This window comes from Promicromonospora iranensis, from assembly GCF_028994775.1.
GTDB classification, from domain to species: Bacteria; Actinomycetota; Actinomycetes; order Actinomycetales; family Cellulomonadaceae; genus Promicromonospora; species Promicromonospora iranensis_A.
This window is the reverse complement of record NZ_JAJQMN010000001.1, coordinates 412728-439430: the sequence shown is the minus strand read 5'-3', so window position 1 is coordinate 439430 and position 26703 is coordinate 412728. Positions and strand designations below refer to the sequence as shown.

At 72.3% G+C, this 26703-nt stretch carries 19 protein-coding genes; 11 read left to right on the top strand and 8 right to left on the bottom strand.

Going from position 1 to position 26703, the window contains the following annotated elements; all coding sequences use genetic code 11:
• The first annotated feature begins 93 nt into the window (after positions 1-93).
• The 6 genes from LUU90_RS01975 (at position 94) to LUU90_RS01950 (ending at position 10121) form a co-directional block, all read left to right on the top strand.
• Positions 94-567: a DUF6069 family protein gene (locus LUU90_RS01975; protein ID WP_275001557.1), complete on the top strand. Its 474-nt coding sequence runs from the start codon at positions 94-96 to the stop codon at positions 565-567.
• Between the two features lie 12 nt (positions 568-579).
• Positions 580-7869 (top strand): DUF5979 domain-containing protein, encoded by a 7290-nt coding sequence (locus tag LUU90_RS01970; protein ID WP_275001556.1) that lies wholly within the window; start codon positions 580-582, stop codon positions 7867-7869.
• A gap of 103 nt (positions 7870-7972) precedes the next feature.
• The gene (locus tag LUU90_RS01965) at positions 7973-8410 is read left to right on the top strand and encodes a DUF6325 family protein (RefSeq protein WP_275001555.1); all 438 of its coding nucleotides are present in this window, start codon (positions 7973-7975) and stop codon (positions 8408-8410) included.
• Positions 8411-8501: 91 nt separating this feature from the next.
• On the top strand, positions 8502-8843 hold the full coding sequence (locus LUU90_RS01960; RefSeq protein WP_275001554.1) for an SHOCT domain-containing protein: 342 nt from the start codon (positions 8502-8504) through the stop codon (positions 8841-8843).
• 144 nt (positions 8844-8987) lie between these two features.
• The gene (locus LUU90_RS01955; protein WP_275001553.1) at positions 8988-9395 is read left to right on the top strand and encodes a hypothetical protein; all 408 of its coding nucleotides are present in this window, start codon (positions 8988-8990) and stop codon (positions 9393-9395) included.
• 24 nt (positions 9396-9419) lie between these two features.
• Positions 9420-10121 carry a hypothetical protein gene (locus LUU90_RS01950; RefSeq protein ID WP_275001552.1) on the top strand — a complete coding sequence of 234 codons (702 nt, stop codon included), beginning with the start codon at positions 9420-9422 and terminating at the stop codon, positions 10119-10121.
• Here LUU90_RS01950 and LUU90_RS01945 read toward each other — a convergent pair.
• The 5 genes from LUU90_RS01945 to LUU90_RS01925 form a co-directional block, all read right to left on the bottom strand.
• A complete protein-coding gene (locus LUU90_RS01945) occupies positions 10114-11313 on the bottom strand; it encodes an AI-2E family transporter (protein ID WP_275001551.1) in 1200 nt (399 codons plus the stop codon). The two genes, LUU90_RS01950 and LUU90_RS01945, sit on opposite strands and share 8 nt — an antisense overlap.
• A 132-nt stretch (positions 11314-11445) precedes the next feature.
• Positions 11446-14316: a LuxR C-terminal-related transcriptional regulator gene (locus LUU90_RS01940; RefSeq protein ID WP_275001550.1), complete on the bottom strand. Its 2871-nt coding sequence runs from the start codon at positions 14314-14316 to the stop codon at positions 11446-11448.
• 209 nt (positions 14317-14525) lie between these two features.
• On the bottom strand, positions 14526-14978 hold the full coding sequence (locus tag LUU90_RS01935) for a DUF7144 family membrane protein (RefSeq protein ID WP_275001549.1): 453 nt from the start codon (positions 14976-14978) through the stop codon (positions 14526-14528).
• 21 nt (positions 14979-14999) lie between these two features.
• Positions 15000-15497 carry a DUF1269 domain-containing protein gene (locus LUU90_RS01930; RefSeq protein WP_275001548.1) on the bottom strand — a complete coding sequence of 166 codons (498 nt, stop codon included), beginning with the start codon at positions 15495-15497 and terminating at the stop codon, positions 15000-15002.
• 122 nt (positions 15498-15619) lie between these two features.
• Positions 15620-17317, bottom strand: a complete 1698-nt coding sequence (locus tag LUU90_RS01925; protein WP_275001547.1) for a SulP family inorganic anion transporter — start codon at positions 17315-17317, stop codon at positions 15620-15622.
• 118 nt (positions 17318-17435) lie between these two features.
• On the opposite strand from LUU90_RS01925, the gene LUU90_RS01920 reads away from it, so the two are divergent.
• Positions 17436-18119, top strand: a complete 684-nt coding sequence (locus tag LUU90_RS01920) for a GAP family protein (protein WP_275001546.1) — start codon at positions 17436-17438, stop codon at positions 18117-18119.
• A 79-nt stretch (positions 18120-18198) separates the two neighbouring features.
• Here the strand turns inward: LUU90_RS01920 and LUU90_RS01915 are convergent, their stop codons facing one another.
• The 3 genes from LUU90_RS01915 to ilvD all read right to left on the bottom strand — a co-directional run bounded on the left by LUU90_RS01915 (position 18199) and on the right by ilvD (position 22621).
• A complete protein-coding gene (locus tag LUU90_RS01915; protein WP_275001545.1) occupies positions 18199-18747 on the bottom strand; it encodes a DUF4203 domain-containing protein in 549 nt (182 codons plus the stop codon).
• Between the two features lie 18 nt (positions 18748-18765).
• Positions 18766-20613 carry a SulP family inorganic anion transporter gene (locus LUU90_RS01910; RefSeq protein ID WP_275001544.1) on the bottom strand — a complete coding sequence of 616 codons (1848 nt, stop codon included), beginning with the start codon at positions 20611-20613 and terminating at the stop codon, positions 18766-18768.
• A 283-nt stretch (positions 20614-20896) separates the two neighbouring features.
• Entirely contained in the window at positions 20897-22621 is a 1725-nt protein-coding gene (gene ilvD, locus LUU90_RS01905; protein WP_275001543.1) for a dihydroxy-acid dehydratase, read from the bottom strand.
• Between the two features lie 91 nt (positions 22622-22712).
• On the opposite strand from ilvD, the gene LUU90_RS01900 reads away from it, so the two are divergent.
• The 4 genes from LUU90_RS01900 to LUU90_RS01885 all read left to right on the top strand — a co-directional run bounded on the left by LUU90_RS01900 (position 22713) and on the right by LUU90_RS01885 (position 26668).
• Entirely contained in the window at positions 22713-23723 is a 1011-nt protein-coding gene (locus tag LUU90_RS01900) for a TerC/Alx family metal homeostasis membrane protein (protein ID WP_275001542.1), read from the top strand.
• Positions 23724-23822: 99 nt separating this feature from the next.
• Positions 23823-24755 carry an amidohydrolase family protein gene (locus LUU90_RS01895; RefSeq protein WP_275001541.1) on the top strand — a complete coding sequence of 311 codons (933 nt, stop codon included), beginning with the start codon at positions 23823-23825 and terminating at the stop codon, positions 24753-24755.
• A gap of 62 nt (positions 24756-24817) precedes the next feature.
• A complete protein-coding gene (locus LUU90_RS01890) occupies positions 24818-25588 on the top strand; it encodes an SDR family NAD(P)-dependent oxidoreductase (protein ID WP_275001540.1) in 771 nt (256 codons plus the stop codon).
• 90 nt (positions 25589-25678) lie between these two features.
• Positions 25679-26668 carry an aldo/keto reductase gene (locus tag LUU90_RS01885; protein WP_275001539.1) on the top strand — a complete coding sequence of 330 codons (990 nt, stop codon included), beginning with the start codon at positions 25679-25681 and terminating at the stop codon, positions 26666-26668.
• Positions 26669-26703 lie beyond the last annotated feature (35 nt).

Here is a 26703-nt window from a genome sequence, read left to right as displayed (position 1 = left end):
CCGCGGGCGACGCAGAGTCGCGAAGCAGACCGGCTCACGAGCAACCAGCAACGAGCAACCAGCAACCAGCAGCGAGCAACGGGAGGCGAGCTCATGGCTGTCTACGGTCAGTATCCGCAGGATGCCGCAGGTCGGCCGGGCGGTGTCGACGCACGGGTCCTGTGGTCCGGCGGCGCGGCGACCGCCCTGGTGGTCGCCCTCATCGCGCTCGTGGGCGTGGTCGTCTTCCGCGGGGTGTTCGATATCCCCATCCTGGCGCCGGAGGGCGACGGGGTCTGGGGCGACGTGTCGACCGTTTGGTTCATGGCGGCCGCCGCGATCTGCGCGCTGCTCGCGGTGGGGCTGGCGCACCTGCTGCTGCTCAGCACACCGCGTGCCCTCTCGTTCTTCAGCTGGATAGTCGGCCTGGCCACCGTCGTGGCGGGCGTGGCGCCGTTCATCACCGATGCCGCTCTCTCCAGCAAGCTGGCGAGCGCGCTGATCAACGTGGTCATCGGCTTCGCGATCCTGGGCCTGGTCTCCGGAGCCGCGCGGAGCGCCGTCGCCCGCGCCGTCCGGAACGGGTGAGAGGTACAGCCGATGGCAGAACGCGTTGTGGGTGGAGCGGCACGACTGAGGCGAGGGCTCGCCGCCCTCGGAGCGACCGCGGTGCTGCTGCCGCTCGCGCTGATCACCGCGCCGCCGGCCTCCGCCGTGCAGTGGGGCATCAGCAAGGAAGAGGTCAGCTCGGGGCCGTACGGGCCCGGTGACGAGGTCCAGTTCGTCATCACCATCTCGTGCTCGGACCCGAACGCCGTGCCGTGTGCGAACGCGGTGCTCACCGACGAGCTGCCGGACGGCCTGGAGCTGGTCAGCGCCTCGATCCAGAGCGGACCCGACGGCGGGCAGATCGACGTCGACACCGAGACGGACACGGTGACGGCGACGTGGCCGAGCGTGCCGAACGGCGGGCAGGGCCAGGTCTTCGTCACGGCCCAGGTCGACCCGGACCTGCCGTACAGCCAGGACGGCGTGCCGATCACGAACACGGCCATGGTGTCCGCCGACAACGCCCCCGCCGAGACCTCCGACGCCACGGTGACGCCCGTGGTGCCGCTCGTGCTCGCGTCGGAGACAGCCAAGTCCATCGCGCCGGAGAGCGCGATCGCCGGGCCGGGTACTGCCGCGACCATGACGCTCTCCGCGACGAACGCGTCGAACGACGCGGTGGACGAGCTCGTCGTGCAGGATCCTGCCGACCCGACGGCCGACCCGAGCCCGTTCACCTACCTGGAGTACACCGGGACCGGCGACGTCACCCTCCCGCCGAACGCGGACACGGTGACGCAGGAGTACTGGGACGGCACGCAGTGGCTGCCGCTCGACGACTCCGTCGACCCCGCGACGGTGCAGGGCGTGCGCTACACGTTCAGCGGAGACATCCGGCCGGGCGCGACCGCCACGATCCCCGTCGAGGTTCAGCAGCGCGAGTCGGTCACCGAGCTCACCGAGGCCACCACCGTGACCAACGACGTCTCGTCGTACGTCGTGCACGGCGCCGACGAGTCCGAGCCGGTGACCGCCGAGGACACCTACGTCATCACGCCGCCGGACAACAGCGTGACCGCGAGCAAGTCGTTCGACCCGGCGACCGTGAGCGCCGGTGCCCCGACCACCGTCACCCTGGGCGCGACGAGCACCGGTGACCCGACGACCTCGCTGGCCATCACCGAGCCCTCGCCGGGCACGCCCAGCCCGTTCGAGGGTGACGACCCGCTCACCTTCACCGGGTTCGGGCCGTCCGGCGACGGAACCGGCATCCAGTGGCCGGCGGACGCCGACTCCGCGACGGTCACCTTCACCTGCGCGGACGGCACGACGCCCAGCCTCGGCACGACGACGGTGGGCACCCTGCCGAACCCGCCGGCGGGGTGCACGGTGGTCGGGTTCACCGTCGAGTTCACCGGGGCGATCGTCACCGGCGGCTCGGCGTCCGTCCCGTTCACCGCGGACACCGATCCGGACCAGACGACCGACGACGTCACGCACGGCAACGAGATCACCGCGACGATCCCGAACGCGGAGGGCACCGCCTCGGCAGACCTGGTGACCCTGGACGACCGCCTGGCGACGCGGACCGACAAGATCATCGCGCCGTCGATCGTCCCCGCCGTCCCCGGCCAGAGCGTGGTGGTCGAGCTCCCCACCCAGCTGCTGCCCTTCGGGCCGGACGGCTCGACGACGTCGGCGAACCAGGTGGTGATCCAGGACCCGACGGATCCGGCGGACCCGGGCGAGTTCTGGGAGAACTTCGACGCGACCTCCGTGCGGACCACCGACGTGCCGGCCGGCGCCACGCTCACGGTGAACTACTGGGACGGCGCCGCGTGGGTGCCCGTGCCGGGCTGCGGCCCGTTCACCGGTCCGGACACCGTGAGCTGCGACCTGCCGGAGGACGCCGACGGCGTCCAGTTCGTCTACGACTCCGAGGAGGGGTTCCCGCCGGGCACCTCGTTCCAGCCCAACGTGACCGCCGCCTACGACGGTCCCGTCGACCGCGACGACCCGATCGCCAACTGCGCGGCGTCGACCGCGTCGTCCGGGACCGTCGAGCCGACGGTCCCGGCAGAGGGCTGCGACACCGTCGACCCGTTCCCCGTGGACGGCACCGGTGACCTCGACATCGTCGAGAAGTCGTTTCTCGGTGGCGACCCGCCCACGGTCCTCGCCCGGTCGGAGGACCAGGTCACGGCACAGATCACGTGGTCGACCGACGACTTCGACGGCGTGGACCCGATGGTGCTCACCGACATCGCGGACCCGGCGGGCACCGACGTCGCCGACTCGTTCTACGACGCGTTCGACCTCGTGCGGGTGGAGCCCGTCAGCGACTCCGTCGACCCGCTGATCCGGTACGACCAGGTGGAGAGCGTCGAGCTCTTCGTCGACGGAGCCTGGGTCGAGGCGGCGGGTGACCCCTGCCCCGAGGCGTGCGACGGCACGTTCCCCGGCTACACGCTCAGCGCCGAGGAGCGGGCGTCGGCGACGTCGGTACGGCTCACCTACGTCGAGTCGCCGTCGCGCACGGCGGGCGGGGATCCGGCCATGCCGCAGCCCGGCGACGGTGTCGCCCGGTCGACGCTCGGCGACGGCCGCCACCTGCAGCTGACGTTCCAGGTGCGGGACGACCGCCGCAGCGACGGCGAGCCCGTGCTGGGCTCGACGAACGGCACCGTCTACAACACGGCGGACCCAGGCCTCGTGAACAACACGGTGGAGGCGGCCGCGACCTTCGAGGACGAGACCTTCACCGACCGCGACGGCGCCGACGTGCTGATCATCGACCGTCCGATCAACGTGAGCGTCGACAAGGAGTGGACCGGCGGACCCGTGTCCGTGCCGCCCGCCGACACCCCCGCGCGGTTCTACCCCTCGACGACGGTCACCATCCAGGGCACCAACGAGTCGCTCGCGCGGGTCGACCAACTGCGGCTCGTGGAGCCGGGGCTCGAGGGCAGCGGCGAGGTGCAGGTCGAGGACGGCACGACGCCGTTCGACGCCTTCACCCTGCGGGCGATCACGGTCACGCCGCCGGAAGGTACGGAGACGACGACGGTCACCCTGACCTCCGACGACGGGTCGACGGCTGAGCTCACCGAGGCGGAGGCCGAGGCGCTGACCCCCGGCGACCTCGCCGACGTCGTCGGCGTCGAGGTTGCTTTCGACGGCCGTGTCGCGGCCGACGCGACCGGGAGCATGGACCTGACGCTCCAGCTGCGCGAGCTGGACCGTTACACGGGCGAGCCCGTGACGGTCGCCGACCACTCACCGGTGCCCGACACCGCCGCTGCCCAGGTGACGGATCCGGGCGGGACGGACGACGACTCACCGCTCGCGTGGGACGACGCGGAGATGGTGCTGCAGCAGCCGGGCATCGGCGTGGAGGTCGCCAAGTCGTTCGATCCCGCCCAGGTGGTCGAGCCGGGGACCGGGCCGGTGCGGATGACGCTCTCCGGCACACCCGAGGGCCCGTCCAGGACCGTCGAGATGGTCCTGACCGACGACGAGCCACGGTTCTGGAACCAGTACGACTTCGTGGGCTTCGCGGACCCGACGCTCGCCGAGCCGATCCAGCAGGTGCGGGTCGACGCGTTCACCGGCGGCACCTTCACCGAGGGTGGCGACGGTGCCGGCGTGACGGTGACCGGAGGCGACTGGGTGACCGGGACGCCGTCCGCCACGTTCGTCCTGCCGGACGGCGTGGCACCCGAGGACGTGCAGGGCCTGCGCTTCACGTTCACCCGGACCGACGGGTCGATCTGGGAGAACCCGGCCGGCCCGACGCAGGACGTGCCGATGGATGTCGAACGGCGCGAGGAGCTGCGCACCGGCGGACCGGTGCTGCCGGACCTCGCCGCGAACCCGCCGGCACCCGGTGAGTCCGAGCCCGGGGTCGCGACCAACGAGGTGGACGGCACCACGACCGGCGCCGACCTCGTGGTCGACCCGGACACGGGGGAGCTGGTGCCGGTGAGTGCCGCCGACTCCGCCGAGGCCCAGGTCACCTACGTGCACGCGGAGAACGGCGTCGAGATCGTCAAGGACTTCGCCGGCACGGTGTCCGACGGCACCGAGGCGCCGAACGCGGTCTTCCCGATGAACATCACGATCACCAACACGGGCAACCGGCCGATCGTCGACCCGGTGGTCACCGACCCGATGCCGACGGACGCCGGCGGCGCCCAGCTGCGCCTGGCCGACGTCGACGAGCCGTACTCGTACACGCTGACCGGTGCCGCCCCCGACCCGGCGAACGGCCCCGCCCTGCCGACCGATCCCGCCGAGGTGAGCGTCGACCGGACCGGCGACATCGAGAACCTGCAGTTCACGTTCCCCGAGGGTTCGGTGCTCGAGGTCGGGCAGACCTACACCATCACGGTCCAGGTCCAGTTCCGGGTGGACCTCCCCGCGGAGACCGTCGTCGAGAACACCGCGGGTGTCACGGGCGACCGGCCGTGGGACGAGTGCGTCACCCGCCTGGACGAGGAGACCGGTGCCTGCGAGGCGGACGCCGACGTCACCAGCGTCCCGGCGGGCGTGCTGGCGCAGTCCAAGGTCGTCCGGGCGACGAACGACGACGAGCTCGACGTGATCGTCGACCCGGCGGCGGATCCGGACACGGAGTGCCTGCCGGACGAGGGCGGGTACTACGCGTACCCGTGCACGCCGGTCATCGCGCCGGGACACGACGAGACGTGGCAGGTGCGGATCGACAACAGGGGCAACCTGCCCATCACGAAGGTCGTCAGCTACGACCGGCTGCCGGTCCCGGGCGACACCGGGTCCTACGCGGACTCCGAGCGAGGCTCCCAGTGGCAGCCGATCCTGACGAACGACCCGCCGCCGGAGCTCGTCCACGCGCCCCCGGGCGCCGAGGCGACCTTCTACTACACGACCGCCACCGACTACTGCATGGACGACATCGATGAACCTCGCGCCGAGCCGGTGTGCCCGACGGGTGACCCGGAGAGCGGCTGGGTGGAGCTCACCGGTGCGGAGGGCGAGGACCTGTACGAGACGATCACCGCGCTGAAGGCAGTGGTCACCCTGACGGAGGAGAACCCGCTGCAGCCCGGTGAGTTCATCGCCTTCGAGGGCACGACGACCACGCCCGCCGTCGCACCGGAGGCAGGGAACGAGTCGATCGCCTACAACTCCGCGGCCGCGTCCGGTGTGGTGCAGGCGCCCGAGGGCCCCCGCGACATGCTGCCGACGGAGGGCACCAAGGTCGGCGTCGCCACCGCGACGGGGACGCTCGAGGTCGTCAAGCAGGTCACCGGCGAGGGTGCCGACCACGCGCCCGACACCTTCGACATGGAGGTGGAGTGCACGTCGGCGATCGGCAGCTGGGTCGAGACACAGCTCGAACCGGTCCCGATCACCGTGTCGCCCGACGAGCCGGCGACGGTGACCAACCTGCCCTACGGGGCGGAGTGCACGGTGACCGAGGATCCGGACGGCGGGCAGACCGAGCTCGTGGTGGGGTCCGTGACGATCGGCCAGGAGCCGGAGGTCACCACGCTCACCGCGGTGAACCGGTACGACCTGGCGAGCCTCGAGCTCGCCAAGGAGGTCGTCACCGACGCCGTCGGCCAGGACGGTGAGCCGGTGCCCTACGGGCCGTTCGAGGTCACCGTCGACTGCACGTTCCTCGGCGATCCGGTGTACGCGACGGGCTACGGGCCGCGCCGGCCGATGGTGGTCACCCTCGAGGACGGCGACGTGACGGTCCTGGAGGGCCTGCCGGTCGCCGCGGAGTGCACCGCCACCGAGACCGGTACGGGCGGAGCCGCCTCGGTCGAGGTCACCGTGACGCACGACGGCGAGGAGCCCGTCGTGACGGAGGGCCCGGAGGCCACCACCGAGGTCACGCCCGATGCGTCCGGCGAGAGCACGACGGAGGTCGCCTTCACCAACCAGTTCGACGTCGGCGCGATCGAGCTGGCCAAGGTCGTCGACGGCGAGGGCGCCGAGATGTACGGCGCCGGGCCCTTCACGCTCGGGGTGCTGTGCGCCCTGGACGACGACGGCGAGGGCGCCGGTGAGCCACGTGTCGTGTACGACGGCACGGTCACGCTCGGCGCCGCCGGACCGCTGACGGCGCAGGTCCCGAACCTACCGACCGGCGCCGTCTGCACGGTGACGGAGCCCGACGACGCGGGAGCCACCTCCACGACGATCTCGCCGGAGCAGGTCACCGTCGGTTCGGGCGACGTCGTCGAGGTCACGGTGACCAACACGTTCGACGTCGGGGCGGTCACTGTCGACAAGATGCTGGCCGGTGAGGGCGCGGAGCTCTATGGCGCCGGGCCGTTCGAGGTGACCCTCGCCTGCACGTTCGACGGCGAGCCGGTGTCCGTCCCCGGTGGCGCGGCTCGTGCGCTCGTGCCCGGGGAGCCGGTCGTCTACGACGGGCTGCCCGTGGGGGCCGAGTGCGTCGCCACCGAGACCGCGACCGGCGGCGCCACCTCGACGACCGTCTCGGCCGTGGGTGACGGCGGTATGGGTGATGGCGGCGTGGGTGACGGCGGTGCGGGTGACGGCGGCGACGGTGGGTCCGCCGCGGTGGTGGTCCCGGCCGGCGACCCGGCGGCCATAGCAGTCACCAACACGTTCGAGGTGGGCGAGGTGCGGGTCGTCAAGACCTTGTCCGGGCCGGACGCCGCCGAGCACGAGGGCGACGTCTTCACCGTCGAGCTGGCGTGCACGCAGGACGTCGACGGCGTGGAGCGGGCCATCGAGATTCCGGGTGGACCGGAGCGGACGCTGTCCGCTGCCGACGACTGGGTCGCCGTGTACGCGGACCTGCCGCAGGGTGCGACGTGCCAGGCCACCGAGACCGACGCCGGCAGCGCCGACAGCGTGACGATCGTCGTCGACGGGACGACCACCGAGACCGACCCGGCCGACGGTGATCCGCGGTCGGCCGAGTTCGACCTGCCGGTGGGTGACGACGTCTGCCGCCCGGTGCACGTGACCAACACCTGGTTCGCCGCCACAGACGCCGCGACCGACGCCGCGAACAGCGGGCTGAGCGGGCTCGCGGGCGTGGGCCGGACGGCGGGCGCGGACCGCAGCGCGCTCCCCGACGAGTGCCGCGACATGGGGGACGGTACCGACCCGGACCCGGCACCGGAGCCCGACCCTGATGACGTGCCGGGTGACGTGCCGGGCGCCGACGGGCCAGGCACCGACCCCGGACCGGGCACCCTGCCGCGGACCGGTGCCGACGCGCTCACCACGGCCCTGATCGCACTGCTCCTCCTCATCACCGGCGGCACGGTCGTCACGGTGAGCCGTCGGATGCGGGGCGGATCCCGTGCCCGCTGAAGCCTGTCCGTCAACCATCCCGCCGTCCAACCATCCCCGCCGTCCAACCATCCCCGCCGTCCAACCATCCCCGCCGTCCAACCATCCCGCCCCGGAGGTTCCCATGTCATTGTCGTTCGGTCCCGTCGAGCTCGTCGCACTCGCCTTCGACGCACCCAGGATCCCGCCGCCGGTCGCCCGGGCGGTGCTCGAGGTGGCCGGGACCGGTGCGGTCACCCTGCTGGACCTCGCCGTCGTGCGCCGGGGTGACGACGGAGAGATCGTCATCCTCGAGGCCCAGGACCTCGGCGACGAGGTGGACCTCGTGGAGATCGAGCTGCCCGCGTCCGGTCTCACCGGCGACGAGGACCTCCAGGAGATCGCCGAGGCGGTGAACCCCGGCACGTCGGTGCTCGTCCTCGCGATCGAGCACACCTGGTCACGTCAGCTCGTGTCGGCGGCGGCCGACGCGGACGCGGACGTGATCCTGCACGAGCGGGTCCCCGCAGCGACCGTCAACGAGATCGCGGACCAGGCCGAGACCGCCGGGTCCCCGGCCTGACCTCGTCCCGCCGCCGGCGGGACCACCCTCACCACCCTCACCACCCACATCACCACCCACATCACCGACCGCTCATCGAACGGAGCCCCACATGTCTCCCCTCCGACGCTTCGGCAGGCCGGGCCTTCTCGGCACCGCCGCACGTACCGCCGTCATCGCCGGGACCGCCCAGGCCACGGCCGGGGCGGTCAGCCGGCGCCAGGCCAACCGCACCCAGCAGCAGTACGAGGCCCAGCAGTACGAGGCCCAGCGGTACGAGACAGCGCAGCAGGCCCCGCCCGCCCCGCCGCAGCCGGCACCGCCGGCGCCCGCTCCCGCAGCCCACTCGAACGACGAGCTGCTCGCCCAGCTGACCCAGCTGGGTGACCTGCACGGGCAGGGCGTACTCACCGACTCCGAGTTCGCCGCGGCCAAGGCGAAGCTCCTGGGCTGACGGACGCCGCGGCGCCGCCGCCGGGCCACCAGCCCGCTCGAGGTGAACTCACCCGAGGTGGGTGAGGCCGGACGTCGACGCCCGGGGGACCGTGCAGACATGGCCCCACGGGGCGACCAGCATCAATGGCAGAAGGGCGTGGACATGAGGCGGACGACAGGTGCCCTGGTCGGGCTGATGATGATCGTGGCGACGGCCGCGTGCTCCAGCGAGACGCCGGAGGAGAACACGCAGGAGGCGTGCAGCGCGGCCGAACAGCTCACCGTCGCGTTGGACAACTTCGACATGACGCTGTCACCGGGCGCCACGGTGGACGAGGTGAGGGACGCCCGCGACAGCGTCCGCCAGGCGTGGCAGGAGCTGGACGCGGCGGCGGACGACGTCGCCCAGGATCGCGGCCAGGCGCTCGACGAGGCGTGGGAGGACTTCGAGCAGTCCGTCGACGACGTCAACGGCGACGCGACCATCAGGGACGCCGCGGAGTCCCTGCGGGACGACGCCGTGGAGGTCCAGGAGGCACGCGACGCCCTGGCTGACGACCTCGGCTGCTGAGCGATCGACAGCGGGGGGCACACCATGTCGGACGAAGGATGGGCGGCCGAGGAACGGCCGGCCGAGCAGCGGTCGGCTGAGCAGCGCGAGACCGGGAAGCGCGAGACCGACGGCCGGTCGTCGCTGGTGGAGCACATCGCCGTCGCGCTGCTGGCGATCACGGCCGTGCTCACCGCGTGGAGCGGGTTCGAGTCGAGCAAGTGGGGCGGGGAGATGTCGATCTCGTTCTCCAGGGCCTCGACCCAGCGCATCGAGGCCACCCGCGAGGCGACGAAGGCCGAGGCGGCTCGCGCGGTGGACCTGCAGGTGTTCGGCATCTGGCTCCAGGCGACGGCGGAGGACGACCGCGCGCTGGCGGAGTTCGCCCGCGCGCGTTTCACCGAGCACTTCGCGCCCGCGTTCGACGAATGGCTCGCGGCGCGTCCGCTCCGGAACCCGGACGCTCCGCGCAGCCCCTTCGCCCTGGACAGCTACGTGCCGCCCGGCCAGGTCGAGGCAGCCGAGGCGGACGCCCGCGCCGACGAGTACTTCGCCGACGCGCTGGCCGACAACCGGCGCGGGGACAACTACACCCTGCTGACGGTGCTCTTCGCGCTGGTGCTGTTCTTCGGGGCGCTCGCCAACCGGTTCGGGTCCCCGCGCAAGTCCTGGCTGATCCTGGCCGGGGCGGGTGTCCTGCTGGTGGTCGGGGTGGGCTTCCTGATCGCGTTCCCGAAGATCATCTGACGCCGGGATCCGCGTCAGGGCCGGGCGCGACGTCGGGTTCAGCGTCGGGTTCAGCGCCACGCCGTCGTCGGACCGGGTCCTGCAACATGTGGGACTCGATGAGCGTGTGCCGGCGCAGATAGGTGTTGGCGGTCGCCTGGATCGTGGCGGCGACCGGCAGCGCGAGGAACGCGCCCAGCGCGCCGAAGAGGGCGCCGAAGCCCAGCACGGCGACAAAGCTCACCGCCGGGTTCATCTCCAGGGCTCGCGCGGAGACCTTGGGGGAGAAGTACAGGTTCTCCAGCTGCTGGTAGGCGATCACGAAGGCGAGGACACCGAGGGCCTGTGGCAGACCCTGGGACGTCAGCGCGACCACGATGGGGAGCGCTCCGCCCAGGTACGTGCCGATCGTCGGGACGAACTGCGACACCACACCGACGAACACCGCGAGCGGCAGGGCGTACGGGGTGCGCAGGATCAGCAGGAAGACGAGGGTGAAGGCGCTGGAGAGGGCTGCCAGCACGATGCGGGAGTTGATGAAGTCCGAGACCTTGACCTGGGTGATCTCCCACAGGGTCAGGACCTCCTGCTGGCGCTCGGGGGTCAGCCAGCGGCACACCGCCGCCCGGAAGCGCGGCCCGGCCGCGAGCAGGTAGTAGGTGACCAGCAGGATGGTCAGCAGCGCGAAGAGCCCGCCGATCACGGTGGTCCCGAACAGCCACGCGCCGCTGGCCACGTCGTTGCCGAATCTCGTCAGGATGTCGAGCACGAGGTCGTCGGAGTCCGGGATGACGACATCGAACCGCTCGGCGGCCAGGTTCTGGACGTCCACGTAGATGGCGGGCACGGTCTCCAGGAGCTGCACGAGCTGCTGGACGAACAGGTTGCCGAACAGCGCCAGGACCAGCGCGATGGCGAGGAGGGAGCCGCCGAGGGCGGCGGCTGCGGCGACGCGGCGGTTCCACCCCTTGCGCACGCACCAGACCACGATGGGGTCCAGGGCCAAGGTGAGGAAGAAGGCGATGAGCAGGTTCACCGCGAGGCCCTGGAGGGTTTCGATCGCGTACCAGCCGAACGCCCCGAGATAGACCGCCACCACCGCCATGAAGAGCGCCCGGGGGAGCCACCGTGGCGGACGGCGCGACGTGGGCTCGCCCCGTGCCGGAGCGGTAGCCGGCGCGTCCTGAGCCGGCGCGTCCTGTGGAGCTGTCATGCCCTCGCCTCCCTCGGGTCGGCAGGGTGCGTCGACCGTGGCCACCCCGCCACACCGGTCAGCCAAGCCCGGGGGAGCCCTGGCACGCTCACCTGCTTCGGGTGAAGGGCCAGGGGCCGGGACCCACCCGGATCAGAGCAGGTGGAAGCTCCGGGCGATCTTCAGGGCCTCGCTGCGGCGGGAGGCGGCGAGCTTGGTGTAGAGGCTCGACACGTGCGTCTTGACGGTGTTCTCCGAGACGAACAGGGCGGCGGCGATGTCGGCGTAGGTGGCGCCCCTGGCCAGCTCGTTGAGGACCTCGCGCTCGCGCGGGCTGAGGGCCGGCGGGGTGAGGGCCTGGCTCACCTGATCGAGCTCGCTGGGGGTGGCGGTCATCGACGCGTAGACGGCCGTGACGTCGGGCTTCCCGGCCGTCGTGGCGGCGAGCTCGAGCAGCCATCGGGTGGCGGGACGTTTGGTCAGCCGCTGCAGCAGCGTCTCCATGGGCGTGCCCTGACGGGCCCAGCCGCGGAACGGAGTGGCGTTCCGGCGGGACTCGGTGACCGCGATCGCCTCGATCAGGCGCTCCTGCGAGCGGGCCGGGTCGCCCAGGGCGTCGAGCAGCTGCGCCTCGCAGGCCAGGGCGAGCGCGCGTGTGGGCGGCTGGGAGTAGGTGGCGTCCGCGGCGGCCGCCTCGAACGCGGCGACCGCGCCGCGCCGGTCGCCGTCCCGGTCGGCACGCAGTCCCTGGACGAGCGCCGACTCGCCCACGGCGCCGAGCTGGTCGAGGGTGGCGTGCAGGGACTTGAGGGTGTCACGGTCGCTCGCCAGCGTGGCGACGAACGCACGCTCGACGAGCAGCGCGACCCGCAGGTGCTCCGGGAGCTGCTCGTCGGTCAGCCGCAGGCACTCGCCGGGGCCGGAGAGGATGCGCTGTGCCTCGACCACGTTGCCGGCGAGCAACTCCTGCCGGGAGTCCCAGATCCGGAACCAGAAGCGGGTGCACAGGTCGCCGCTGTGGTACCGGACACCGGGAAAGGCGTCCACGGTGAGCTCGGTGGGCGTGGGCACGTCGAGCAGCCGCGCGAGAAGCCGGGCGAGGTTGGCCCGTGCCGCGACGAACCGCACGTTCGTGACGCCGGGGGCGCGGGCCGCGACGAGGACCTCGCCGGCCAGCTCGACGCACGCGCTCTCCCGTCCGCGCATGTACTGGGTGAAGGCGAGATAGCTCAGGGCGCAGACGCCCAGCGGCGCCAGCCCCTGGCTGTGCGAGAGGCTGACCGCGAGCGTGAGGCTGGCCTCGGCGTCGGTGAGCTCGCCCAGCCAGTTCTGCGCCACCCCCAGCTCGTGGGCGAGCACGGGCAGCACCTCGGCGTTCGCCTCGCGTACCGCCGGGCGCGTCTGCGACGCGACGAGCACCCGCTTCGCGTGGCCGACGGCGGCGTAGCCGGGCTCGAGCCCCAGCGCCACGCGCCACAGCCGGACGCAGGCGACGGTGGCGTCGAGACCGTCCGTCCCGCCGGGGAGCCAGGCGTGCGACCAGCGGCGCCGGGCGTCCAGGATCCGGTCGCCCCAGTGGCGCGCTCCCTCGACGTCGTCCCGCAGCCAGCAGCCGAGCGCGATGGCGAACCAGATGTCGGGCCGGCTCTCGACGACCTCGGGCTCCGCCCGGACGAACGCGGCCGCCGCGTCGGGACCGCACTGGTTCAGCACCATGCGCACGCCGTCGCGGGCGAGGATGTCGGCGGCCTCGACAGGAGCGCCGACCCGGACGAGCCGGGGGAACGCCCCGGACAGGTTGCCGCGTGCCACGTCGAGGCCGACGGCGCGGATCACCGTGGCGCGGGCGCGGGCGGCGTCGACGCCTCCTGCGGCGAGCCGCTGCCGGACCACCTCCACCAGGAGCGGGTGCACCCGGAAACCGTCGGGACGGGGCGAGCCGATGGGACCGGGGGAACCGTCGCCGGCCGGGACCGCCGGGAGCTCGGTGGTGCGTGCCTCCAGGTCGTCCGTGCCGTGCGATCTCGTACCGTCAGTGCGTGCCTCGCCGTCGGCGTCGGCCCTGTGGCCGGTGCGTGCGCCGTGGTCGGCGCGGAGCACGAGCAGACCGGTGTCCTCCAGCTCCGTGAGGATCTCGCCCGCGTGGACGTCGTGCGACAGGTGCGCTGCCGTGGCGATGCTCACCGCGTCCTCGCCGGCGATGCACAGCAGCAGGTGTCGTTGCCGCGGGGTGAGCGTGCTGAAGACCTCACCCGCCACCCGGTTGGCGATGGGCTCGGTGTCGGCGGCGAGCAGGCGGGCCGCGGCCGCGGGGTCCGGCGTGCCGCGCAGGCCCCGGGCCGCGAGGACCGCGGCGGCGCACCAGCCGTCGGCGTGCCGGGTGACGGCGGCGACCACGTCCGGGTCGTCGGTCCTGGCGTGCTCCGCGACGAGCGATGCGCACTCGGCGTCGCTCAGCCGGAGCAGGTCTCCGCGCAGGAACGTGAAGTTGCCGAGGAGCTCGGGGACCAGCCGGGTCAGCGGCAGGGACCAGCGGCTCAGCAGGAGGACCCGCATGCTCTCCGGCGCGGCGTTGAGCCGGTCGTCGATGTGGCGCAGGGTCGCGGGTGGGAGCAGGTGGGCGTCGTCGACCACCACCAGGGTGGGTAGCTTGTCCGGGGCGGCGTCCGGCCCCGGGGCGTCGAGCACGGAGCCGAGCTGCTCGGGCGTCCAGGTGTCGTCGGCCCGGACCCACACGGCGCCCGCGGCCCTGGCCGACGTCGTGAAACGCAGCCAGCCGGCTACCCCCAGCGTCTTGCCGGCCCCTGCCGGGGCGACGACCAGGGTGACGGAACCCTCGGCCGCCTCGTCCAGCCGTTGCCACAGGCGGGGGCGCGGTACGTAGACGCGCGGCAGGCGCGGCGCGAGTTCGTCGGCGGCCAGCGGGTGTGCGCTGCCGGGCGGGTCCGGCGCGACGGCGAGCCGGGGAGCTCTCGGCGCGAGGGTCGTCCCGCGCTGTGCGACTGGTATCGATCTGGGATGCATACCGCGGCGTCCTCCACTCGAATGGGTGAAGTGGCGACCGCCCCCTGGTCGCCGATGCAGGACCGGAAAAGTCTCACATTGCTGATTACCGTGCATTACGTGGTCGTCAACAACTTTGCATCAAGAACCGGTCTTGCGCTCGTCGGCATTGCTGCTGAGGGCCGCATGATGCCGCGGCCGTCGGCACAATTAACCCGCTATCTCGCATCTCATATTGGATTGTCCTGGGCCAGAAGTGTGCAAAGCGCCCAGATCACCACCACGTTGAAGGCGATGACTATCCCACTCCATATGGGGAAATAGGGGAGAAATGCAAAGTTCGCGATACTCGAGAGAGTGGCCAGCACAATTCCGACCAAATACGCCCATGGTCGGGCAGCAAGGACGCCTATCCCCGTCGCGAGAGCCACCGCGCCCACACCGGTGTGGATCCATCCCCAGCTGGTCACGTCCAGCTGGTAGACGTACTCGACACCGTCCAGGTACACCGTGTCCTTCGCGATCGCCGCGATGCCCAGGAGGACCTGGAACAGCGCCACCATGACCAGCATGGTCCCCGCGAAACCCGAGGTCGTGAGTGCCACGGACGGCGATGAGCCGTAGGCGGTGACGGGGGCCGTGCCGGCGTATGGGTCGGTCCCGGACGAGTGTGCGCCGGTCATGGTGGCTCCTTCGAGAGTGAGTCAGTCCTCGCCGAAGACCTCGCGCAGCGCGGCCTCCTGCTCGGCGTTGAGGTTCGTGAAGATCAGCTCGGGCGGCTCCTGGCCGGCGAAGGCGTCGTGGATCTTGTCCACCACCGCGTCCGACGACATGATGAACAGCGCAGAGGTGCCCGGCGTGATCTCGTCCCTGACCCGGTTGATGAAGCCGTCGTCGATCCCGACGTCGGTGAGGGCACCGCTGAGCGCACCGGTCGCCGCGCCGATGGCGGCCCCCAGCAGCGGGACGAAGAAGAGCAGGCCGAAGAGCATCCCCCAGAACGAGCCACCGAGGGCTCCCGCGCCGGTGGTCGAGGTGAGCTGGCGGGTCTTGGGTTTCTTGGCACCCTCCTCCCACCGCACCGTCGCCGCGTCATGGATGGTGACCAGGTTCTCCCTCGAGAGCTGCTGGATGGTCTGCGACGCGGTCTCCGCGCCGTCCGCGCTCTTGAACTTCCAGACGGTCAGTGTTGCCTGCGACATGAGTGGCTCCTTGGGGTTCACGTGTTGGGGTTCACGTTTTGGGGTTCACGTTCGAGTGGCCTGACCCTGCTACTCCAGCCCGCGGGCGCGCCCTGCGCCTCACCCGTTCCCGGTGAACCTGCTCAGGCGTTCTCGTCGCTGTCCTGACCCGCCCCGACGGCGTCGTCGAGCGTGGTGAACAGCGGAGGCTCGCCCTCCGCACCGACCCGGGCCAGGACGTCCCGAACCTGCCCGATACCCTCGGCGAGCGCCAGGTCGCCGCCGTCGCGTCGGAGGTCACCACGCAGCTGGACCAGCATCGCGGCGGCGGTCACGTCGACCGACGGCGTCGCGCGGCCGTCCAGGACCACGAGCCGCAGGTCGGGGACCTGGACGGCGAGCTCCCGGACGCGGGCACGCACGTACTCGGCGTTCGAGAAGATCAGCGGACCCTCGACGCGGACCGCGAGCACACCGGGCACGGTCGGGTAGTCGGGGTTGCGTTCCGCGTCCACCCAGGGGCGGCCCCGGTCCTCGCCGACCGGCGCCAGGACGGTGATACGCGGGCGGGAGGTGCGGGCCAGCAGCAGGATCAGCGAGACGGCGATGCCGATGACGAGGCCGGGCAGGGTGTCGAAGATCAGCACGCCCAGCAGGGCGGCACCCGCGGCCATGAAGTCGGCCCGGGCGGTGACCTGGTAGACGTGCACCAGCCGGCCCGTCCGGACCCGCCACAGGCGGCGCAGCGACCGCACGTCGACCAGCTCGACGACGGCGACCACGACCACCGCGGCCAGCGTCGCCAGCGGCAGCTGCTCGAAGATCCCGGTCAGGAAGAGCAGGGTGAGGATCGTCAGGGCCGCGGCGGTCAGCGCCGAGACCTGGGAGCGGGCGCCGGCACTCGCGTTCACCGCGGTCTTCGACAGGCTGCCGTTCACGACCATCCCGGAGAGGACCCCGGACCCGAGGTTCGAGATCCCGAGGCCGACGAGCTCCCGGTTCGGGTCGACGTCGTAGCCGCGGGTCGCCGCATAGGTCTTGGCGGCGCCGAGCCCCTCGGCGAAGCCGACGAGCATGAGGCCCACCGCGCCGCCGAGGAGTTCCGTGAACTCCGGGCCCGTCACGTCGGGCAGCCCGACCCGCGGCAGGCCGGCGTCGATGTGGCCGACGACGGCGAGCCCGCGGTCACCCAGGCCGAACAGGAGGGCGGCGCCGATCGCCAGGAGCACCACGACGAGCGAACCCGGCAGGAACGGCATGGTGCGGCGCACGACGACCAGTGCCGCCAGGCTCGCCAGGCCGACGACGAGGGTGAGCGGGTCGACGTCGCCGAGCTGGCCCAGCAGGGCCCACATCTTCTCGAAGAAGCTGCCGTGGCCGCCCTCGACACCGATCAGGTCGGGCACCTGGCCGATCATGATCGTCAGCGCGAGGCCGATGATGAAGCCCTTGAGCACCGGCTCGGAGATGAAGGCGGCGAGGAAGCCCAGGCGGAGCAGCCCAGCGATGATCGCGACGATCCCGGTCGCGAGGGCGAGCGCGGTGGTCAGGGCGACCGGGTCGCCGTCGGACCCCGCGACGCTCGCGACGATGCCTGCCGAGAGCGCGGCCGTCGCCGACATGGGCGACACGACGAGCTGGCGGGACGTGCCGGCGATCGCGTAGAGAGCGAGGGCGGGGACCGCCGCGTAGAGGCCGACGACGGGCGGGACCCCGGCGATGGTGGCGTAGGCGAGCGACTCGGGGACGAGGACCGCCCAGACTGCGAGGCCGGCGACGATGTCCGGACGGATCGACGCGCGCTGGTACCCCGAGAAGGACGGGGCGAGGAAGCTGGCCACGAGGTTTCCTCTCCGAGGGGTACGGCCGGTCAGCGCCGACCGTAGGCGCGGGGCCCCGGGGCGCAGGTCACCCGGAAGGGGTGACGCGGACGGCGCCGCGGTGGGCCAGAGTCCGCCTATGGCGGAGCTGCTGGCCCAGCTGGTGCCCGAGATCCTCGGGCTCGCCGCGACACCCGCGGCGATCGTGGCGTGCCTCCTGCTGCTGGGGTCGCACCGCCCGTACCGCAACGTCGCGATCTTCGGCGGCACGGTGCTGGCGCTCTACTCGGTCCTCGGCGCCGTCGCGATAGCGGCGGGACGGTCGGTGGATGCCCACGAGGCCGGGGAAGCCACGACGGTCCGGGACTGGATAGGGCTCGTCGTCGGCCTGCTGTTCCTGGTCGGTGGCATCATCGCGATCGTCCGGCGACCGCCGCCGCGCCCCGCGGGGGCGAGCGAGCAGCTGCCGCCGTGGGCGCGCAAGCTGGCCTCCCCGGAGCCCGCCACCCTCGTCGGTGTCGCGGTGGTGCTCGCCCTCGTCAACCCCAACGTGGCCATCTTCTTCTCCGGCGTGGGGTCGGTGGTCGCCGCGGATGTCCCCGTGGGGGCGCAGGCGGTCGGGGTCCTGGTGCTCGTGCTCGCCAGCGTCCTGGACTACGTGCTGCCGACGGTGTTCTACGCGGTCACCGGTCTCCCCGGACGGCACCGGCTGCACGCCATGCGGTCCTGGCTCGTGCGGCACGACCGGGCGGTCGGGGCCGCGGTGCTCCTCGTGTTCGGCACGATGTTCACCGTGCGCGGCCTGGTCCGACTGGGAGGTTGACCTGCTCGGCTGACCTGCTCGGCTGACCTGCCCGGCTGACCTGCCCGGCTGACCTGCTCGCTGACCGACCCGGAGGGCTCTACTTCCGCGGCTCGCGACGCTGCACGCTGTAGCCGGCGGCGGCGAGCACCACCCAGAGCAGGATGACGAGCACGACGCCGGCTGTCGACGCCGGGCGCCACAGGTCACCGGCGACCTCGGCCCAGAGCCGGCCCACACCGGAGAGCACGAGCGCCGCTCCACCGAACGCCGTGCCCCAGAGCAGGAAGGCACGCTCGAACCGGCGGGCCAGCAGGGCGGACGCCAGAGCTGCCGCAGGGACCACGACGAACAGGAGGAGGAGGTCGGCACCGCCGCCCCGCACGAGCACGAACAGCTTGGCGCCGATCACCGCCCCGACGCACAGGCCGGCGATGAAGAAGAGGAACCGGGAGGCCAGCAGGGTCAGGGCGAAGGCCAGGACGGCGCCGCCGAGGCTGATCAGCAGCGTGGTGCCCGTGTCGGCGTCGAACACCACCGCGAGCGTCCATGCGACGCCGAAGCCCGCGGCCAGCACGGCGAGGCGGATCGAGAACGAGCCTGCCAGACACAGGACCAGGCCGACGACGATGATGGCGAGGGCGGACATCACGAACCTCCGGGGGGATCAGGCGAGGGGACCGGGCGGGGGACCGAGCGGTGGGACGTCGTCGGCGGGATGCACGTGGTGGACCGTTCCGTGCGGGTCGCGGCCCGCGGTCGCCGCGAGAGCGGCACGCGTGGACTCGCCGAGCATCGGCGTAGCGGGCACGACGCGGACGCCCGCGAGGCGGCGGACCGTCCCGTCGCGTTCCCAGTCGGCGGCGAGCACCGGATCGACCCCGGTGAGGTAGAGCGCGCCGTGCGCCTCGTCGAGGACGCGGGCGTAGTCGCCGACGACCTTGAGGAACGTGGCACCGAGCGTGGTGCGCCCGCGCAGGCGCAGGACCACCACCGGCCCGGCGGACCCGGCGTCGGTCTCAGGGGCGACCGGCGCCGGCAGGTGGCGCTGCAGCGTGCGAGTACCCGCGTAGAACAGCGAACCGTACGCGTCCAGGACGACGGTCTGGCCCGCCGAGACGGTCCGCGGCGCGCGGGTCTCGACGAACCCGCCCGAGGCGTCGGGCTTCAGGCGTACCACGCGCAGGTCGAGAGCCTCCTGGTTCAGCTGCATGATCAGGGAGGCGATGACGCCCACCCCGACCGCCTGCGCCACCGGGAGCACGAGGACCGCCGCGAACGTGGACCCCATCGCCAGCGCGGAGATCCGGCCCGCCCGGGCGACGGCCACCAGCTCCTGGGGCTTGATGGCGCCGATACCCGCATAGATGAGCACCGCCGCGAGCGTGGGCATCGCGACCATGCCGACCACTCCGGAGAACGCGAGGAGGATGACGCCCATCCACAGGCCGGACCAGATGGCCGCCCACCGGCTCGCCGCACCGGCGGTCAGGTTCAGGGCGGTCTGGCCGACCGAACCGCCCACCGGCTGACCGCCGAACAGCCCGGCGGCGACGTTGGCGACGCCCTGCGCCGTGAAGTCGCGGCTGGTCGACGAGCGGGAACCATCGGGGTTCGGGACGGCCTCGGCCACCCCGGCGCCCTGGATCAGCACGAGCGCGGCCACCGCCGCCGCACCGCCGACCAGCTCGGTGCTGAACAGGCTCAGGTCCGGGAGCGCGAGCCCCGGCAGGCCGCGGGGCACGGTGCCGGTGTCGTCGACGGTGGCGACGGACGAGGCCCCCAGGACCACCACACCGACGGTCGGGATCAGCAGGGCCACCAGGGAGCTCACGATCGACCAGCGCGTCAGGGCGAGGAGCACGAGGGTCGCCAGCGCGGCACCACCGCAGATCGCGGACGCGGCGTCGATCGCGCCCAGGTGGCTGACGACGTACCAGGCCTTGGTGACCGACAGCGATCCCTCCGCGTCCACGCCGAGGAGGTCGGGCAGCTGGCCGAGCACCATGTTGGCCGCGATACCGGTGAGGAAGCCGAGCATGACCGAGTAGGAGACGAACCGGATGTACCTGCTCAGCCGCAGGAGCGCCGCGACGATCATCAGCCCGCCGGCCAGCAGCGTCAGGAGCACCATGGCGTCGGACCGCTCGGCCTCCTCGTACGTCGCGAGCGCGGAGCCCGCGGCCAGGGCCGCCGCGCTCGTGGTCGTGACCACCATGAGCCGCGTCGAGCTCATGAAGCCGCCGGCCACCGGTCCGACGAACGACGCGTAGAGCCCGTGCGCAGGGTTGACACCGGCCAGGACGCTGGCGGCCATGCCGTCCGGCACGCTCGAGATCGCGCCCGGCAGGCCGGCGACGATGTCCTGCCGGAGGTGACGCCTGCGGGGCAGGACGTCAGCGGTCTCCCGCTTCAGCCGTCGTCCGGCACGCCGCGCCGTCTCCCGCATCTGCGCGCCGAACAGCGCCCCCAGGCCGTTGTTCCGCCCGTCGCCCTTCGAACCGTCGGCCGTCATCGCGGTGTACCCGCCTCCGACGTGATCAGGTGGTCTCGACGAGAGCGGTGGAGCCGACGCGTGTGACCCCTGCGATCGCTCGTCTCATGGTCAAGCTCCTTCTGGTCGGGGCGGCTGGGTGGCGGGCCGCTGAGCGGGTGGGGCCGCTGGGTGGTGGACGGCCCGGGCTGGGCCCCAGGGGCCCCCGCCTCGTCGTCACCTCATCGTCGGCAGCCGCGCGCCCGGACGGGTCACCCTGTTCGGGTGACGCCGCCCGGTGCGGCCCGCCCCGGTGCGACGCGCCCTACGCGAGCACGGCGCCCTTCGACGCCGACTGGACCAGCTTCGAGTACTTGGCGAGCACACCCCGCGTGTACTTGTGGGGGAGCGGCACCCAGCCGGCGGCCTCGCGCGCCGCGAGCTCGGCGGGGTCCACGAGGAGGTCCAGCGTCTTGGACGCCACGTCCAGGCGGATGCGGTCGCCGTCGCGCACGAACGCGATGGGTCCGGCGTCGACGGCCTCGGGCGCGATGTGCCCGACGCACAGGCCGGTGGTCCCGCCGGAGAACCGGCCGTCGGTGATGAGGAGCACGTCCTTGCCGAGGCCCGCGCCCTTGATGGCGCCGGTGATGGCGAGCATCTCGCGCATCCCCGGCCCGCCCTTCGGGCCCTCGTAGCGGATGACGACGACGTCGCCCGCCTGGATCGTCCCGTCCTCCAGGGCGTCGAGCGCGCTGCGCTCGCGCTCGAAGACGCGGGCGGTGCCCTCGAACACGTCGGAGTCGAAGCCCGCCGACTTCACGACGGCGCCCTCCGGGGCGAGCGACCCGTTCAGGATGGTGATGCCACCGGTCTTGTGGATCGGGTTGTCCATGGCGCGCAGGATCTTGCCGTCCGGGTCCGGCGGGGCGATCTCGGCGAGGTTCTCCGCCATGGTGCGGCCGGTGACCGTCATGACGTCCCCGTGCAGCAGCCCGGCGTCCAGCAGCGCCTTCATCACGACCGGCACGCCGCCGATCCGGTCGACGTCGTTCATCACGTACTGCCCGAACGGCTTGAGGTCGCCCAGGTGCGGCACGCGGTCGGCGACGCGGGAGAAGTCGTCGAGGGTCAGCTCGACCTCCGCCTCGTAGGCGATGGCGAGCAGGTGCAGCACCGCGTTCGTGGACCCCCCGAACGCCATGACCACGGCGATCGCGTTCTCGAACGCCTCCTTGGTCATGATGTCGCGCGCGGTGATGCCGCGACGCAGCAGGTTCACCACCGCCTCGCCCGAGCGGTGCGCCCACGTGTCCCGCCGGCGGTCGGCCGACGGCGGCGCCGCCGAGCCGGGCAGCGACATGCCGAGCGCCTCGGCCGCCGACGCCATCGTGTTGGCGGTGTACATGCCGCCGCACGCGCCCTCACCCGGGCAGATCGCCCGCTCGATCCGGTCGACGTCGCCCTGGCTCATGAGCCCGCGTGCGCACGCCCCGACGGCCTCGAATGCGTCGATGATCGTGACCTGCTTCTCGGTGCCGTCCTCGAGCTTGACCCAGCCCGGCATGATCGAGCCGGCGTAGAGGAACACGCTGGAGAGGTCCAGGCGCGCGGCCGCCATCAGCATGCCGGGCAGCGACTTGTCGCAGCCGGCCAGCAGCACCGACCCGTCCAGGCGCTCGGCCTGCATGACGGTCTCCACGGAGTCGGCGATGACGTCGCGGGAGACGAGCGAGAAGTGCATGCCCTCGTGGCCCATGGAGATGCCGTCGGAGACCGAGATGGTGCCGAACTCCAGCGGGTAGCCGCCCGCCGCGTGCACGCCCTCCTTGGTGGCCTGCGCCAGCCGGTCGAGCGAGAGGTTGCACGGGGTGATCTCGTTCCAGGAGCTCGCGACGCCGATCTGGGGCTTGGCGAAGTCCTCGTCACCCAGCCCGACGGCCCGGAGCATCCCGCGGGACGCGGTCGCCTCCAGGCCGTCGGTCACCGTGCGGGAGCGAGGCTTGACGTCGACAGGCTTGACGTCGACAGGGCTCTCGGCATTGCTCATGAGATCTCCTCGAAACAAAAGATATTCAATAATGGCAGTCCTGCAGCATCAGCCCGGAGCTCCGGTGCCAGCGATCCGACGGAGGATTCTCTTGCTCGACATCAGCCTGCTCACGTGGGGCGTGACCATCGGCTTCATCATCCTGCTGCTGGCAGTGGACCTGGCGCTGGCGGCGGCGCGCCCGCACCACGTCGGGTTCAAGGAGGCTACCGCCTGGTCAGTCTTTTACATCGCGGTGGCCATCGGGTTCGGCATCTGGTTCGGGCTGCAGTTCGGGAACGCGGCGGGGACCGAGTACTTCGCGGGCTACATCATCGAGAAGAGCCTGTCGGTCGACAACCTGTTCGTGTTCGTGATCATCATGAACACCTTCGCGGTCCCGGACAAGCACCAGCACAAGGTCCTCGTCTTCGGCATCGTGCTCGCGCTGATCATGCGCGCCATCTTCATCGCGCTGGGCGCGTCCCTCATCAGCCTGTTCTCGTTCACCTTCCTGCTGTTCGGGCTGCTGCTGCTCTACACGGCGGTGCAGCTGTTCCGGCACCGGAACGAGGACCCGGACATCGAGAGCAACCTGATGGTGCGCGGCGCGCGCCGGTTCCTGCCCGTCAGCGAGGGCTACATCGGCGGCAGGCTCTTCGCGAAGGAGGACGGCCGCCGGGTCGTCACCCCGCTGTTCATCGTGCTCATCGCCATCGGCAGCGTCGACCTGCTGTTCGCCCTCGACTCGATCCCCGCCGTGTTCGGCGTCACGGAGGAGGCATACATCGTCTTCACCGCCAACGCGTTCGCGCTGCTGGGCCTGCGCGCACTGTTCTTCCTCGTCAAGGGTCTGCTCGACCGGCTCGTGTACCTCTCGGCCGGCCTGGCGGTCATCCTGGCGTTCATCGGCGTCAAGCTGATCCTGCACTGGGCGCACGTCGACATCGACGAGTCGATCCCCGAGATCTCGACCTCGCTGAGCCTCGGCGTCGTCCTCGGTGTGCTGGCCGTGGCGACCGTCGCGAGCCTCATCAGGACGCGTGGCCTGCCGGACGAGAAAGCCCATGCGGGCTCGCTCACGGCCGGCAAGGTCAAGGCGAAGGACGAGCCGCAGGAGTAGGTGCGAGCAGGGGAAGCAGGCCGCTCCGGGGTGTTGCTGCTGGCAGTCGTCGTGTTATACATCTGATGTTTCTGGACGACGACGCCAGAGAGGGGCAACGTGCCGCACGACGTCGTGGACGCGCACCATCACCTGTGGGTGCGCTCGCGTACGCCCCAGGGCTGGATCGACCCGGTCGTGATGGCGGCCATCAACGCCGACTTCACGCCTGCCGACCTGCCCGCCGCGGCCCACGGGGTGAGCACGACGGTCGTCGTCCAGTCCGCGAACCTGTGGTCGGAGGGCCGTGAGCTCCTGGCGATCACGGCGTCCGGCGCCGGACGCGCGGCCCGGATCGGCGGCGTCGTCGCCTGGGCGGACCTTCTGGACCCCGGGGTGGCCGACCGCGTCGGCGCGCTGCGGTCGGGTCCCGGAGGCGGAGCCCTGGTCGGCATCCGCACGCAGGTGCAGGCCGAGTCCGACCCTGCCTACCTGGACCGTGCGGACGTGCGCCGCGGGATCGCCGCCGCGTGCTCGGCCGGCGCACCGAGCACCGGCGGCCTCGTGTCCGGCCAGGTGCCCGACCTCGTGTTCGACCTGGTGGTGCGTGCCGAACAGCTGCCGGCGTGCGCGCGGCTCGCCGCGGCGCTCCCCGAGGTCTCCTTCGTCCTCGACCACCTGGGCAAGCCACGCCTCGACCCCGGCGGGGGTGCGGGCAACGCCGCCCGTCTGGCCGCCTGGGAGCGGGACCTCACCGACCTGGCTGCCCGCCCGAACGTGACCGCCAAGCTGTCGGGCCTGGTCACCGAGGCGCGCTGGGACGCGTGGCGGCCCGACGACCTGCGGCCCGCCGTCGACCGGGCGCTCGAGGTGTTCGGCCCGGACCGGCTCATGTTCGGTTCCGACTGGCCCGTGTGCCTGCTCGCGAGCGACTACGGCGGGTGGATGGCGACGCTCGGCGACCTGCTCGCCGGGCTGAGCGAGGACGAGTCCGCGGCCGTGTGGGCCGGGACCGCGCGACGGGTCTACCAACTGGAGGAGAGTCACGCATGACATCGGAGAGCACGTCCGAGGCCAGAGCAGGAAGCACAGCAGGAAGCACAGCAGGAACCACGATGGCAGGGTCCGCGGGCGAGCTCGCCGGGGTGCGGGCCGTCGTCACGGGCGGCGCGTCGGGCATCGGTGCGGCGATCGTGCGCGCCATGCTCGCGCGCGGCGCGCAGGTGACGTCCATCGACCGGGTGGCGGACGGTGTTCCCGCGGGCGCCGGGGCCCAGGTGGCCGACGTGACCGACGACGGGGCGGTGCGCGCCGCCGTGACGGCCGCCGCGGAGGCGATGGGCGGCATCGACGTCGTCGCCAACAACGCGGGGATCGGAGCCCAGGGCACCGTCGCCGACAACGACGACGCGGAGTGGCTGCGGGTGCTGGACGTCAACGTGCTCGGGATCGTCCGGGTGACCCGCGCCGCGCTGCCGTACCTGCGCGAGTCGCCGCACGCCGCCGTCGTGAACACGTGCTCGATCGCCGCATGGACCGGGCTGCCGAACCGTGCCCTGTACTCGGCGTCCAAGGGCGCGGTCCAGGCGCTCACCCTCGCCATGGCCGCCGACCACGTGCGCGAGGGCATCCGCGTCAACTGCGTCAACCCGGGGACCGCCGACACCCCGTGGGTGAGCCGCCTGCTCGACGCCGCCGACGATCCCGCCGCCGAGCGGGCGGCGCTGGAGGCACGCCAGCCCTCCGGCCGGCTCGTCAGCGCCGACGAGATCGCGCACGCCGTCTGCTACCTGGCGAGCCCGCTGGCCGCCGCCACCACCGGTGCGATGCTCGCCGTGGACGGCGGCTCGCACGCGCTGCGCACCCGCGCCCCCGGTCAGGGCTAGGGCGCGGGCGTGGGAACGGGCGCGGGAACGGGCGCGGGAACGGGAACAGGACAAAAAACGGGACAGGCACCGGGAAGGGAACGTCACACGATGCGGACGACGGCGGTGCGCGCCACCAGGGTTCGGCTCACCACGCTCGGCCTCGGCGCCGCGCCCGCGGGCAACCTGTACCGGGCGACCACCGACGAGGAGGCGCACGCGACGTTCGAGGCCGCCTGGGCGGCCGGGATCCGGTACTTCGACACCGCGCCGCACTACGGCCTCGGCCTGTCCGAGCGCCGGCTGGGCGCGTTCCTGCGCACCCGCCCGCGGGACGAGGTGGTGGTGTCCACCAAGGTGGGGCGGCTGCTCGTCCCGTCACCGGAGACGGCGCACCGTAGCGACCCCGACGTGTTCGAGGTGCCCGCCATCGCCCGCCGGGTCTGGGACTTCTCCCGCGACGGCGTCCTGCGGTCGCTCGAGGCGAGCCTGGAGCGCACCGGCCTGGACCGGGTGGACGTGGTTTACCTGCACGACCCGGACGACCACTGGGAGCAGGCGGCGCACGAGGCGCTCCCCGCGCTCGTCGAGCTGCGGGACCAGGGGGTCGTCGGCGCGGTCGGCGCCGGGATGAACCAGTCGGCGATGCTCACCCGGTTCGTCCGGGAGACCGACGTCGACGTCGTCATGTGTGCCGGGCGGTTCACCCTCCTGGAGCAGCCCGCGCTGGCCGACCTGCTGCCCGCGGCGGCCGAGCGGGGGGTGGCGGTGGTGGCCGCTGCCGCCTACAACTCGGGCATCCTGGCGTACGACGCCCCGCCGCCGGACGCGACGTACGACTACGCGCCGGCGGCCGCGGGGCTGCTCGAACGCGCCCGGCGGATCGCCGCCGTCTGCGAGGACCACGGCGTCACGCTCCCGCAGGCGGCGCTCGCGTACGTGCGCACCCACCCCGCGGTCGCGAGCACCGTCGTCGGGCTCGGGACGCCGGAGCAGGCGCGACAGGCCGGGGAGCGCGCCGCGGCCCGCGTGCCGGCGGCCCTGTGGCAGGCCCTGGCCGACGCCGGCCTGCTCGCGGAGGCCGCCGTCCCCGACGAGTAGTCGTTGAGTGCTGGCTATCTGCGCTCCCAGCGCAT

Bases quoted from the DNA above. Each gene is read 5' to 3' on its own strand.
- LUU90_RS01935 (WP_275001549.1), bottom strand. From the start codon at position 14,978: ATGACCGGCGCACACTCGTCCGGGACCGACCCATACGCCGGCACGGCC.
- LUU90_RS01975 (WP_275001557.1), top strand. From the start codon at position 94: ATGGCTGTCTACGGTCAGTATCCGCAGGATGCCGCAGGTCGGCCGGGC.
- ilvD (WP_275001543.1), bottom strand. From the start codon at position 22,621: ATGAGCAATGCCGAGAGCCCTGTCGACGTCAAGCCTGTCGACGTCAAG.
- LUU90_RS01885 (WP_275001539.1), top strand. From the start codon at position 25,679: ATGCGGACGACGGCGGTGCGCGCCACCAGGGTTCGGCTCACCACGCTC.
- LUU90_RS01930 (WP_275001548.1), bottom strand. From the start codon at position 15,497: ATGTCGCAGGCAACACTGACCGTCTGGAAGTTCAAGAGCGCGGACGGC.
- LUU90_RS01915 (WP_275001545.1), bottom strand. From the start codon at position 18,747: ATGTCCGCCCTCGCCATCATCGTCGTCGGCCTGGTCCTGTGTCTGGCA.
- LUU90_RS01920 (WP_275001546.1), top strand. From the start codon at position 17,436: ATGGCGGAGCTGCTGGCCCAGCTGGTGCCCGAGATCCTCGGGCTCGCC.
- LUU90_RS01950 (WP_275001552.1), top strand. From the start codon at position 9,420: ATGTCGGACGAAGGATGGGCGGCCGAGGAACGGCCGGCCGAGCAGCGG.
- LUU90_RS01910 (WP_275001544.1), bottom strand. From the start codon at position 20,613: ATGACGGCCGACGGTTCGAAGGGCGACGGGCGGAACAACGGCCTGGGG.
- LUU90_RS01960 (WP_275001554.1), top strand. From the start codon at position 8,502: ATGTCTCCCCTCCGACGCTTCGGCAGGCCGGGCCTTCTCGGCACCGCC.
- LUU90_RS01955 (WP_275001553.1), top strand. From the start codon at position 8,988: ATGAGGCGGACGACAGGTGCCCTGGTCGGGCTGATGATGATCGTGGCG.
- LUU90_RS01965 (WP_275001555.1), top strand. From the start codon at position 7,973: ATGTCATTGTCGTTCGGTCCCGTCGAGCTCGTCGCACTCGCCTTCGAC.
- LUU90_RS01945 (WP_275001551.1), bottom strand. From the start codon at position 11,313: ATGACAGCTCCACAGGACGCGCCGGCTCAGGACGCGCCGGCTACCGCT.
- LUU90_RS01940 (WP_275001550.1), bottom strand. From the start codon at position 14,316: ATGCATCCCAGATCGATACCAGTCGCACAGCGCGGGACGACCCTCGCG.
- LUU90_RS01890 (WP_275001540.1), top strand. From the start codon at position 24,818: ATGGCAGGGTCCGCGGGCGAGCTCGCCGGGGTGCGGGCCGTCGTCACG.
- LUU90_RS01970 (WP_275001556.1), top strand. From the start codon at position 580: ATGGCAGAACGCGTTGTGGGTGGAGCGGCACGACTGAGGCGAGGGCTC.